The organism is Cytobacillus sp. SAFR-174 (assembly GCF_051964675.1).
Classification (GTDB): domain Bacteria; phylum Bacillota; class Bacilli; order Bacillales; family Cytobacillaceae; genus Cytobacillus.
On the sequence record NZ_JBQCMZ010000007.1, the window covers coordinates 169,721 to 182,057 of the forward strand.

General features: G+C 42.8%; 9 protein-coding genes. All 9 read left to right on the forward strand.

Annotation, left to right across the window (positions count from 1 at the left end):
- Positions 1-15: 15 nt before the first annotated feature.
- The 9 genes from ilvC to lonB all read left to right on the forward strand — a co-directional run bounded on the left by ilvC (position 16) and on the right by lonB (position 12,115).
- Entirely contained in the window at positions 16-1,038 is a 1,023-nt protein-coding gene (gene ilvC / locus ACTHRG_RS09965; protein WP_440231102.1) for a ketol-acid reductoisomerase, read from the forward strand.
- Positions 1,025-2,563: a 2-isopropylmalate synthase gene (locus ACTHRG_RS09970; RefSeq protein ID WP_076257317.1), complete on the forward strand. Its 1,539-nt coding sequence runs from the start codon at positions 1,025-1,027 to the stop codon at positions 2,561-2,563. The genes ilvC and ACTHRG_RS09970 overlap by 14 nt, the downstream gene beginning before the upstream one ends.
- Before the next feature lie 129 nt (positions 2,564-2,692).
- On the forward strand, positions 2,693-3,805 hold the full coding sequence (gene leuB / locus ACTHRG_RS09975; protein WP_076257318.1) for a 3-isopropylmalate dehydrogenase: 1,113 nt from the start codon (positions 2,693-2,695) through the stop codon (positions 3,803-3,805).
- A gap of 97 nt (positions 3,806-3,902) precedes the next feature.
- Positions 3,903-5,318 carry a 3-isopropylmalate dehydratase large subunit gene (leuC, locus tag ACTHRG_RS09980; protein ID WP_440231103.1) on the forward strand — a complete coding sequence of 472 codons (1,416 nt, stop codon included), beginning with the start codon at positions 3,903-3,905 and terminating at the stop codon, positions 5,316-5,318.
- Between the two features lie 15 nt (positions 5,319-5,333).
- Positions 5,334-5,927, forward strand: coding sequence for a 3-isopropylmalate dehydratase small subunit (gene leuD, locus ACTHRG_RS09985; protein ID WP_440231104.1), 594 nt, complete (start codon positions 5,334-5,336; stop codon positions 5,925-5,927).
- Between the two features lie 100 nt (positions 5,928-6,027).
- Positions 6,028-7,056, forward strand: coding sequence for a tetratricopeptide repeat protein (locus tag ACTHRG_RS09990; protein WP_440231106.1), 1,029 nt, complete (start codon positions 6,028-6,030; stop codon positions 7,054-7,056).
- 162 nt (positions 7,057-7,218) lie between these two features.
- Entirely contained in the window at positions 7,219-8,505 is a 1,287-nt protein-coding gene (tig, locus tag ACTHRG_RS09995) for a trigger factor (RefSeq protein WP_076257322.1), read from the forward strand.
- A 519-nt stretch (positions 8,506-9,024) separates the two neighbouring features.
- Complete coding sequence (clpX, locus tag ACTHRG_RS10000) at positions 9,025-10,290, forward strand: ATP-dependent protease ATP-binding subunit ClpX (protein ID WP_076257323.1); 1,266 nt, start codon at positions 9,025-9,027, stop codon at positions 10,288-10,290.
- Between the two features lie 157 nt (positions 10,291-10,447).
- On the forward strand, positions 10,448-12,115 hold the full coding sequence (lonB, locus tag ACTHRG_RS10005; RefSeq protein ID WP_076257324.1) for an ATP-dependent protease LonB: 1,668 nt from the start codon (positions 10,448-10,450) through the stop codon (positions 12,113-12,115).
- The last annotated feature ends 222 nt before the right edge of the window (positions 12,116-12,337 follow it).

The window sequence follows — 12,337 nt, forward strand, 5'->3', positions numbered from 1 at the left end:
AGAGGGAGATAAAACATGGCGAAAATGTATTATAACGGAGATGCAAATGCAGCGTATTTAAACGGAAAGAAGGTAGCGGTCATCGGATATGGATCCCAGGGACATGCACATGCCTTAAATATGAGGGACAGCGGGGTTGAGGTTGTCATCGGCCTTCGGAAAGGGAAGTCATGGGAAAAAGCAGAAGAAGACGGTTTCCAGGTATATCCGGTCGGTGAGGCAGCAGCGCAGTCTGATGTAGTGATGATCCTCTTGCCGGATGAACTGCAGCCAAAAGTATACAAGGAAGAAATCGAACCCAATTTATCAAACCAGGCATTAATGTTTGCCCATGGATTTAATATTCATTTTAATCAGATCGTGCCTCCAAAAGAGTGTGATGTACTTCTTGTAGCACCGAAAGGACCAGGACATTTAGTCAGAAGAACATATGAACAGGATGCAGGTGTTCCAGCCCTGTTTGCAGTCCATCAGGACGTTACAGGGGAAGCGAAGGAACTGGCTCTTTCTTACGCTAAAGCCATTGGATCTCTTCGTGCAGGTGCCCTGGAAACGACTTTTAAAGAAGAAACCGAGACAGATTTGTTTGGCGAACAGGCAGTGCTGTGCGGAGGGCTGACTTCTTTGGTGAAAGCAGGATTTGAGACTCTGACAGAAGCAGGCTATCAGCCGGAACTGGCATACTTTGAATGTTTACATGAACTAAAACTCATTGTTGACCTTATGTATGAGGGCGGTCTTGAAGGAATGCGCTATTCCATCTCAGATACAGCTCAATGGGGAGATTTTGTCAGCGGTCCGCGGGTAGTTGACGCAAGAGTGAAAGAAGAAATGAAGGCAGTGCTTAAAGATATCCAGGAAGGGAATTTTGCAAAAGGGTGGATTTTGGAGAACCAGGCAAATAGACCGGTATTCAATGCTGTAAATCAGAGAGAGAATGAGCATCCGATCGAGCAGGTGGGAAGAGAACTCCGCAAAATGATGCCGTTTGTAAATAGCAGCAAGAAGAAAGAAGTGGTCGTAAGTGGCAACAATTAAAATATTTGATACTACATTAAGAGATGGCGAACAATCTGCCGGTGTAAACCTTAATTTTTCGGAAAAATTAGAAATCGCCAGGCAGCTGGAGCGTTTGAACGTTGATATTATTGAGGCAGGCTTCCCTGCAGCGTCTAAAGGAGATTTTGCATCCGTACAGAATATTGCCCAGACGATTAAAAATTGCTCGGTCACAGGATTGGCAAGAGCAGTTATCTCTGATATAGATGCTGCATGGGGAGCTTTAAAGGATGGAGCTGAGCCAAGGATACATACATTTCTGGCAACCTCTCCAATCCACAGGCAGTATAAGTTAAGGAAGACGAAAGAAGAAGTGGTTGAAACAGCAGTTGAAACTGTTAAGTATGCTGCTTCCAAATTCCCGATCGTCCAATGGTCTGCAGAGGATGCTACGAGGACAGAACTGCCTTTTCTTGCAGAGATCATTGAAAAGGTCATTCAGGCCGGTGCGGGAATCATCAACATACCGGATACAGTTGGATACACAACACCACAGGAGTACGGCGAAATTTTTCAATATTTAAGAAATCATGTTCCTTCCATTGATAAAGTATCCTTGTCAGCTCATTGCCATGATGACTTGGGCATGGCAATAGCAAATTCGCTGTCAGCTATAGAAAATGGAGCAACACAGATTGAGGGCACGATTAATGGAATTGGTGAAAGAGCCGGGAATGCGGCACTTGAGGAGCTGGCAGTAGCCCTATATATCCGGAATGATCATTATCAGGCTTCAACCCGTCTGAATCTTCAGGAAATCAGCAGAACGAGCAGTTTGATCAGCAAGCTGACAGGTATGGTGGTGCCAGCCAACAAAGCAATTGTTGGCAGGAATGCTTTTGCACATGAATCAGGTATACACCAGGATGGGGTATTGAAGGAAAAAACAACGTATGAAATTATTTCCCCTGACCTGGTCGGATTCCAATCCAATTCCATGGTGCTTGGAAAACATTCCGGACGCCATGCATTTAAAAACCGGCTTATGGAACTGGGGCTTGAAGTAGCAGATGAAGAAGCGAACCGGCTGTTCACAGTTTTTAAAGATTTGGCCGACCGCAAGAAAGAGATGACAGACGATGACCTTGCAGCCATCGTACTTGAAGAAAAGCTCTCCAAGGAGCAGCGGTTCTATGATTTGATCGGAATCCAAATCCAGTATGGAACCAACTCTGTTCCGACGGCAACTGTTACCCTGTCAGGATCAAACAACGAAGTAATCCAGGAAGCCGGTACTGGAGCAGGAAGCATTGAGGCGCTGTATAACACATTGGAAAAGTGCCTGAATGGAACAGCTAACCTTCTGGATTACCGTATCCAATCCGTTGGGGCCGGAAGAGACGCTTTAGCTCAGGTTTATGTAAAGCTGAACTATGAAGGAATGGAAACCAGCGGCCGCGGTTTAGCCCAGGATGTGCTTGAGGCTTCCTCAAAAGCTTACTTGAATGCTGTTAATAGAGTCATATATATGAGAGAAAAAGCGCAGGCGGTAGAGGCAAATTGATCGGGGAAGCGGGAGATTCCGCAGGTGAAGGCGGAAGGTCTCCTGTTCCTTCCCCCGAAAAGCAAATGCGCGGCAGAAATAAAATAAGAAATAATCTATAAAACAATAAATCAGACGGAGGGATTAAAAATGAAAAAACGTATCGCAGTACTTCCAGGAGATGGGATCGGCAAAGAAGTGGTGAAGGGTGCAATTGAAGTCCTGCAGGCTGTTGGTGAACGGTTTGGACATCAATTCCAATTTTCATATGGCAAAATCGGCGGTTCTGCTATAGATGCAGCCGGAACCCCGCTGCCTAATGAAACGCTTGAGCTTTGCAAAGAAAGCGATGCGGTCATGCTGGGAGCGGTTGGCGGGCCTAAATGGGACCGGCAGCCTCCCCACCTTCGTCCGGAAAAGGGTCTCTTAAGAATCCGCAAGGAATTAAATCTATATGCCAATTTGCGGCCAACTCAATATTATTCAAGCCTTTCCGATACGTCTCCATTAAAAAATGAAGTAATTGAAGGCGTGGATATGCTGATGGTCAGAGAATTAACCGGCGGACTTTATTTTGGAAAGCCAAGCGAAAGGACACAGCAAAACGGAAAAGATGCTGTCGTGGACACTTTGTTTTATCAAAAAGAAGAAATGCGCCGTGTCATTAAGCTGGCGTTCGAACTTGCAGGAAAGCGGCGTGGCAAGGTGACTTCTGTTGACAAGGCCAATGTCCTGGAATCCAGCCGAATGTGGAGAGAAGTTGCAGAGGACATTGCAAAGCAATATCCGAATGTGGTTCTTGAACATATGCTTGTTGATAATGCCGCTATGCAAATGATTAAAAACCCGAAAAGATTTGATGTTGTCGTAACAGAGAATATGTTCGGTGATATTCTGAGCGATGAAGCCTCTGTATTGACCGGTTCTCTAGGGATGCTTCCTTCGGCCAGCATTTCGGAAAACGGACCTTACTTATACGAACCAATTCATGGTTCAGCACCGGATATCCAAGGGAAGAATGCAGCTAATCCAATTGCCATGATTTTATCGGCAGCCATGATGCTCCGTTTATCCTTCGGAATGGAAGAGGAAGCTGAAGCGGTTGAAAATGCAGTTAATCAAGTGCTTGAAGCCGGCTATCGTACGAGAGATATTGTTTCATTTGGAAAAAAGGTTGTCACTACTTCTGAAATGATTGAAGAAGTGAAGGCTACCCTTTTGGATAACGAGGCTATTCTTAATATCATGGGGGCTTATGCATAAGAGCTGAGAGATGGCTGCTGGACACTGGTTCAGCTGATTTTAAACTTGAGACACGGCCATCATCGGCCGTGTTTCTTTTAAAAAGGAGTGGAGCAGAATGGGAAAATCAATAATAGATAAGATTTGGGAAAAGCATGTAGTCCACAGGGAAGAAGGAAAGCCGGATTTGATGTACATAGACCTCCACTTAGTGCATGAAGTTACATCCCCTCAGGCATTTTCCGGTCTAAGAATGAAAAGCAGGAAAGTGAGAAGGCCTGATAAAACGTTTGCTACAGTTGACCACAATGTTCCTACTGATAACCGAAAAGTCATCAAAGATTCTGTTGCATTAAACCAGATGACCACTTTGGAAAAAAACTGTCTGGAATTCGGCATCCCTCTTGCAGGGCTGGACAGTCCTGAACAGGGTATAGTTCATGTGATCGGGCCGGAGCTGGGGCTTACTCAGCCAGGCATGACGATTGTTTGCGGGGACAGCCATACATCCACCCATGGAGCTTTTGGATCAATAGCCTTTGGCATCGGCACAAGTGAAGTTGAGCATGTCCTGGCTACCCAGACTTTATGGCAGAGCAAGCCTAAAACATTAAAACTGGAGATAAACGGCGAGCTTAAAAAAGGTGTCACTGCTAAAGATGTCATCCTTTATATTATTGCCAAAAATGGAATTGGTTTTGGTACAGGCCATATTATTGAATATTGCGGGGAGACGATTGCAAAGATGTCAATGGAAGAAAGAATGACAATTTGCAATATGTCCATTGAAGGAGGGGCAAAAGCGGGGCTTGTTGGTCCTGATGAAACAACGTTTGCGTATCTTCAAGGACGAAAGTATGCGCCAAAAGGAGCAGGATTTCAGGATGCAGTCGAGAATTGGAATGAGCTTGTATCTGATTCTGATGCACAATACGATAAAACCATTCAAATTGATGCCGCAGATATTGCGCCCATGGTCAGCTGGGGCACAAATCCATCAATGACTTCCAAGGTGAATGAACAAATTCCAAAACTTGAGGAATGCAAAAACGAGCTTGAACAAAAATCACTATCAAGAGCACTAGAATATATGGGACTGCAGGAAGGCCAAAAAATTGAAGACATTCAAATTCAGCATGTTTTTATAGGGTCCTGCACGAATTCCCGGCTGGAAGACCTGAAACTGGCAGCTGAAATCATTAGAGGGAAGAAGGTTCATCCCCATGTCCGTGCACTTGTTGTACCAGGTTCACAGCAGGTCAAGAAGCAGGCAGAAGCAGATGGACTGGACCTTATCTTTAAGCAGGCAGGATTTGAATGGAGGGAATCAGGCTGCAGCATGTGTTTGAGCATGAATAATGATATTGTGCCAAACGGCGAGCATTGTGCGTCGACATCAAACCGTAATTTTGAAGGACGCCAGGGATCAGGGGCCAGAACACACCTTGTCAGCCCTTTAATGGCGGCCGCGGCAGCTATATACGGACATTTTGTGGACGTAAGTGCTTTGCTAAGTGCAGAGACTGTCCATTAAGAAGGAGGAGAACTAATGAGCGGATTTAAAACACTTCAGGGAAAAGCAGCTGCAATGGATAGGGCCAATGTGGATACTGATCAGATTATCCCCAAGCAATTTCTAAAAAGAATTGAGAAAACAGGATTTGGACAATATCTTTTTTATGACTGGAGATTTACGAAAGAAGGGCTGCCTAACCCGGAGTTTGAGCTGAATAAGACGGAAAATCAGGGTGCTTCCATCCTCATTGCAAATGAAAATTTCGGCTGCGGATCTTCCCGTGAGCATGCGCCATGGGCTTTGAGAGATTATGGCTTCAAAGTAATTATTGCACCTTCGTTTGCGGATATCTTCCATCAAAATTGCTTGAAAAATGGACTTCTGCCAATCACTCTGCCGGCAGAAACAGTCGAATATTTGCTCGAACGAGCTCAAAGCCAGCAGTATGATTTGAAGGTTGATTTGCAGAATGGAATTGTTGAAGATGAATATAATTTTTCAGCATCATTCACAATTAATGAATACTGGAAAAAAATGCTGATAAACGGCTGGGATGAAATAGAGATTACTCTTCAATTGGAAAGCAGCATTTCAAGTTTCGAAGAAAAACGGTTTGCGGTACAGTAGGCATTTATGAAAGATTCATGGCATGAAACCATGAATCTTTTTGTTTTTGTGCTATTTCATGCTACACTAACTTCAAAAATATAGTTGAGGCGGTTTTAGCATGGGAAAGCGGGAACAGAAAAAACAAAAAAATAAAATCATTCTATTTCCCGGCCTTGAGAAACGACTGCTGGAAAAGGGGCTTGAGTCCTTTCAGCAGAAAAGGTATAAAGAATCAATCCGATTCTTTGAAGAAGCGCTGGATATGGAGCCTGAGAATACGGATGTTCATATTGGGCTCGTTTTGGCATATTATGAAGCCGGAGCTTTGGAAAAGGCAAAAGAACTGGCTAATAAAATGCTCCAGACAGGCATAGGGGATTACATACAAGTAATGGATCTTTATTTAATGATCCTGGTGCAGCTGCATCAATACAGTGAGATTAATGCAACGATCGAGGTTTTGCTTGAAGAAAGGGAGATCCCGAAGGAGAAATTTGAGCATTTTAGCAGAATGCTTGAGTTCAGCAGAAAGATGGCTGCTTCACCTTCTGAAACTGAGATTGAAGCACCCGATCTGGAGGAATTTAACAGCAGGAAGCTCAATCTGTTTTCCTTTAAGAATCAGCATGAACAAATGCAGATTGCTGCACAGCTGGCAGAACATAACATCAGGCCTTATCTGGAAGATATTAAAGTCTATTTGGAAGCGAAGGATGGAAATCCTTTTTTTAAAACGATGCTGTTGAATGTACTTTCTGAGCATGGGTATGAAAAATATGTAACGATTCGGAAGTTTGATAAAAGCCTTCGGGTAAATCCTGCTGAACTGCCACCTGTTCATCAGCAGCCGATGCTATTAAAAATAGTCAATAAACTGGAGAATCAGCTCGAGCAGGAAGACCCGGTACTATTTGAAAATACAAAGAGCATTGCAGAAAGGCACTTCTTCCTGCTTTATCCGCATGAAGCTCCGCCGGAGAATGCTGCGTCCTGGGCTGCGGCATACCATATGCTCTCAAATGAGTATCATGGCTTAAACAGTTCGTTAAGCAAGCTTGGTGATATTTATGATGCTCCTGAAGAGGAAATAGAAGAGGCTCTTGCCTTTATCAGAAAGATAGAAGAAATTTCTTATCCCAATATTTAGCCTTCATTGTTGAAAGACAGGGAGTGTGTGTTATAATATAATGGTTGTATTATGTGTATATATACATTTTAATTAAATGGATATGCCTTGAAAAAACAAGAGATATTCATAACATTCTGTCATGAATGAAATGATAATAGATTTTTGGAGGGAAATGATTGTATGTCTGCTAAATTTGAAAAGTTAGAAGGGAACCGCGGGGTTCTTACAATTGAAGTAGATGCAGAGAAAGTAACCGAAGGTTTGGACGCTGCATTCAAAAAAGTAGTTAAGCAGGTAAATGTACCTGGATTCCGTAAAGGTAAAATGCCTCGCGGAATGTTTGAAAAGCGTTTCGGAGTTGAATCTTTATACCAGGATGCAGTGGATTATCTTCTTCCGGAAGCATATGCTAATGCAATTGATGAAACTGGAATTGAGCCTGTTGATCGCCCTGAAATCGATGTTGAGCAAATCGAAAAAGGAAAAAGCCTTATCTTCAAAGCTACAGTAACTGTTAAGCCTGAAGTAAAGCTTGGCGAATACAAAGGTCTTGAAGTGAAGCAGCTTGACACAAACGTTACAGAAGAAGATGTTAACAATGAGTTAACTTCCCTTCAGGAAAGACAAGCTGAGCTGGCTGTTAAAGAAGAAGGCAAAGCAGAGAACGGCGATACAGTTGTTATGGACTTTGAAGGATTCGTTGATGGTGAAGCTTTCGAAGGCGGAAAAGCTGAGAACTACTCTTTAGAACTTGGTTCAGGACAATTCATCCCTGGATTTGAAGAGCAGCTGATTGGTACTGCTGCCGGAGAATCTAAGGATGTTGAAGTTTCTTTCCCAGAGGAATACCATGCAGCTGAGCTAGCTGGCAAGCCTGCAACTTTTAAAGTAACTGTACATGAAATCAAAACAAAACAGCTTCCTGAGCTGAATGATGAGTTTGCTAAAGATGCAGACGAAGAAGTGGAAACTTTGGATGCATTAAAAGAAAAAATTAAAACTCGCTTAGAAGAAAGCAAAAAGCATGAAGCTGAGCACCATGTCCGCGACACTGTTGTTGAAGCAGCAGCTGCTAATGCAGAAATGGAAATCCCGGCTGCAATGGTTGATACTGAAGTTAACCGCATGATGCAGGAGTTCGAACAGCGTCTTCAAATGCAAGGCATGAACCTTGAACTATACTTCCAGTTCTCCGGACAGGATGAAGCAGCACTGCGCGAGCAAATGAAAGAGGAAGCTGAAAAGCGCGTCCGCGTTAACCTGACTCTTGAAGCAATTGCAAAAGCTGAAAACATCGAAGTAAGCGATGAAGAAGTTTCAGAAGAACTTAACAAAATGACAGAAATGTACAACATGTCTGCTGACCAGATCACACAAGCTCTTGGAAGCCTTGAAGGCCTAAAAGCAGATCTTCAAATTAAAAAAGCAGTAGATTTCCTTGTGGAAAATAGCAAGACTGTTGCATAATAGAAGTAGTAGTAAACAAGGCGCGAGTTTATCGTGCCTTGTTTTATACCATCAAGACCATACATAATGAAAATCTCCCTTGTACCTTTTGCCTGGTGAAAAGTTTTACGGCATATTGCACATGGACAGGAATACAAATACATATAAATAGATAATTTAATTATCGGTCCAGAGGGCCGACTTAATTTAGCCATTTTTGGTTAAGCTTATGAAAGTACATATAAAATTCAGCCTGGATTATCTTTGCGAAGTCCCATCACATGCATGCATACATAATTGAAATGTTTTAAGAGTTATCATTTCCTGTCCACTGTAAAAATGTGTTACAATGCAATACATAACTGCCGAAGGTTTTGATTTTTACGAAAGTGTGAATGGATTAAATAGGCCTGTCTGCAAGTGCAATGACACAGCGTCCGCTTTAATTTCCAACCTTTCTATGGCTGAATAAAGAACTAATTGCATGTGATTTCGCAAGCTTTATATATTGTTTAGAAGTTTTTTCAAGGGGTGAAGGATTTGTTTAAATTTAATGACGAAAAAGGGCAATTGAAGTGTTCTTTCTGTGGCAAGACACAGGATCAGGTCCGCAAACTTGTTGCTGGGCCTGGAGTTTATATATGTGATGAATGCATTGAGCTTTGCACTGAAATTGTGGAAGAAGAACTGGGAACAGAAGAAGAAGTGGAGTTCAAAGATGTGCCAAAGCCGGCTGAAATCCGCGATATTCTGGATGAATATGTAATTGGCCAGGAGCAGGCGAAGAAATCGCTGTCTGTTGCAGTTTATAATCACTATAAGCGCATCAATTCCAACAGCAAGATCGATGAAGTTGAACTATCTAAAAGTAATATTGCCATGATTGGTCCGACTGGAAGCGGTAAAACCTTGCTGGCTCAGACATTGGCTCGTATTCTTAATGTTCCATTTGCCATTGCAGATGCGACATCATTAACTGAAGCCGGATATGTCGGGGAAGATGTTGAAAATATCCTCCTAAAGCTTATTCAGGCAGCAGATTATGATGTGGAAAAGGCAGAAAAAGGAATCATTTATATTGATGAGATTGATAAAGTTGCACGTAAGTCGGAAAATCCGTCCATTACTCGTGATGTATCAGGTGAAGGTGTGCAGCAGGCGCTGTTGAAAATTCTTGAAGGAACCGTTGCAAGTGTACCGCCACAAGGCGGCCGCAAGCATCCCCATCAGGAATTTATCCAGATTGACACGACCAATATCCTGTTTATTTGCGGCGGTGCCTTCGATGGCATTGAGCAAATTATTAAACGCCGTTTAGGCCAAAAGGTAATTGGCTTTGGTTCCGACCAGAATCAAAAAGAAATCGAGCCAAAGGATCTTCTTGCAAAAGTGCTTCCTGAAGACCTGCTGAAATTCGGATTAATTCCTGAATTTATTGGACGTCTTCCAGTTATTGCAAGCCTTTCCCAGCTTGATGAAGCGGCCTTAATTGAGATTTTAACTAAACCTAAAAATGCACTTGTCAAACAATACCAGAAAATGCTTGAACTTGATGATGTTGAGCTTGAGTTCGAAGAAGGCGCACTTGAGGAAATTGCTAAAAAAGCAATTGAAAGAAAAACAGGTGCCCGCGGACTGCGCTCCATTATTGAAGGCATTATGCTGGATGTAATGTTTGATCTTCCTTCACGCGAAGATATTAAAAAATGCATTATTACGAAAGAAACGGTTATCGATAACGGTTCTCCTAAGCTTGTTTTGGAGGACGGTACAGTCGTAGAAGAAGAGCGCAAGACTTCAGCGTAATTGAAAAATGGCCAGTCCCTGCGGGGCATGGCCATTTTTTTGCGCCTTTCTGAGCCTTTTTCTTACGTTACTTTTAAATTAATTCCTTGTTTATTCCAACTCAGTCAGGGAGATACTAGCATTATTAACGAGAACAAATAATGCAGGAGGGAACACAATGAGTTGGACGGGGATCGCTTTATTTATCCAATTGTTTTTTGGAATTGTCATTGGGCTTTATTTTTGGAATTTGCTTAGGAGCCAGCGGACACAGAAAGTTTCTATCGACCGTGAATCAAGGAAGGAAATGGATGTATTAAAAAAGATGCGTTCCATTTCATTAACTGAACCGTTATCAGAAAAAGTTCGTCCATCCAGTTTTGCTGACATTGTGGGGCAGGAGGATGGAATTAAATCTCTGAAAGCAGCATTGTGCGGACCCAATCCTCAGCATGTTATTATTTATGGTCCTCCGGGCGTGGGAAAAACGGCTGCGGCCAGATTGGTTCTGGAAGAAGCCAAGAAAAATGCAAAATCACCCTTTAAGGCAGCTTCTGTTTTTATCGAATTGGATGCCACTACGGCGAGATTTGATGAGAGGGGTATTGCGGATCCTCTAATAGGTTCTGTTCATGATCCTATCTATCAGGGGGCAGGGGCAATGGGACAGGCGGGAATTCCGCAGCCAAAACAGGGTGCTGTTACAAATGCACATGGAGGCGTGCTTTTTATTGATGAAATCGGTGAGCTTCACCCCATTCAGATGAACAAGCTTCTGAAAGTACTTGAAGACCGGAAAGTATTTCTGGAAAGCGCTTATTATAATGAAGAAAACACTCAAATACCAACCCATATTCATGATATTTTTAAAAATGGCCTGCCTGCGGACTTCCGCCTGATCGGTGCTACTACCAGAACACCAAATGAAATTCCGCCTGCCATTCGTTCCAGATGCATGGAGGTATTTTTCAGGGAGTTAGCTGAAGAAGAGATAATAGCTGTAGCTGGAAAGGCTGCGGAAAAGGTCAATCTCGCTGTTAGTGAAAAGGGGCTTGGCATTCTTGCTAATTATGCGAGAAATGGACGCGAAGCTGTAAATATGATTCAAATCTCTGCGGGTTTAGCAATTACTGAGGACCGTGATTACATAAAAGATGAAGATATTGAGTGGGTTGTCCAATCGAGTCAGCTTTCACCGAGAATGGAGAGGAAAATCAATTCCCATTCTGCTGTTGGCCTTGTTAACGGGCTGGCGGTATATGGACCAAACACGGGTGCTCTGCTTGATATTGAAGTAACTGTGATTCCTGCAAAGGAGAAGGGCAGCATTAATATTACAGGCATAGTGGAAGAAGAAAGCATTGGCGGCCAAGGAAAGTCAATCCGCAGAAAAAGTATGGCCAGGGGTTCAATTGAAAATGTTATTACAGTTCTGAGGTCAATGGGCGTCCCGGCTGACGAATATGATATTCATGTCAACTTCCCTGGCGGAATTCCAATTGACGGTCCTTCTGCCGGCATTGCCATGGCGACAGGGATTTATTCTGCCATTTATAAACGGCCAGTTGACAATACTGTTGCTATGACCGGGGAAATCAGCATTCATGGGTATGTCAAGCCAATTGGAGGCGTATATCCAAAAGTGAAGGCAGCCAAAAAAGCAGGAGCACAGACAGTAATCATCCCAAAAGAAAATATGCAATCCATCTTAAAGGAGATAACAGGGATTAAGATCATCCCGGTATCTCATTTGAATGAGGTATTTGAGGCAGCACTGCAAAAAGAGTATCTCAAAGAGCAGGCTGTAACTGCTTCAATCGAATTAAAGAAAAAAGAAAGCATATGATGTGCGGCCCGGTTTGCAATTGCTGAAAGCCCGCTGTATAAACGCCTCCGCTAATCGCGGTCAGAAACTTCGGTTTGCAGTTTAGGCTACAAACCGAAGTTTTATTTGCGTAAAGAAGGATAAAGTGTAATTATAAATGAATATCATTGAAATACGGCTTTCCGCTATTTCTCTTTAATAGACACTGCTATTTAAATGCGATAGAATTGTACAAAGAAATTA

Bases quoted from the DNA above. Each gene is read 5' to 3' on its own strand.
- ilvC (WP_440231102.1), top strand. From the start codon at position 16: ATGGCGAAAATGTATTATAACGGAGATGCAAATGCAGCGTATTTAAAC.
- leuB (WP_076257318.1), top strand. From the start codon at position 2,693: ATGAAAAAACGTATCGCAGTACTTCCAGGAGATGGGATCGGCAAAGAA.
- leuC (WP_440231103.1), top strand. From the start codon at position 3,903: ATGGGAAAATCAATAATAGATAAGATTTGGGAAAAGCATGTAGTCCAC.
- leuD (WP_440231104.1), top strand. From the start codon at position 5,334: ATGAGCGGATTTAAAACACTTCAGGGAAAAGCAGCTGCAATGGATAGG.
- ACTHRG_RS09990 (WP_440231106.1), top strand. From the start codon at position 6,028: ATGGGAAAGCGGGAACAGAAAAAACAAAAAAATAAAATCATTCTATTT.
- tig (WP_076257322.1), top strand. From the start codon at position 7,219: ATGTCTGCTAAATTTGAAAAGTTAGAAGGGAACCGCGGGGTTCTTACA.
- lonB (WP_076257324.1), top strand. From the start codon at position 10,448: ATGAGTTGGACGGGGATCGCTTTATTTATCCAATTGTTTTTTGGAATT.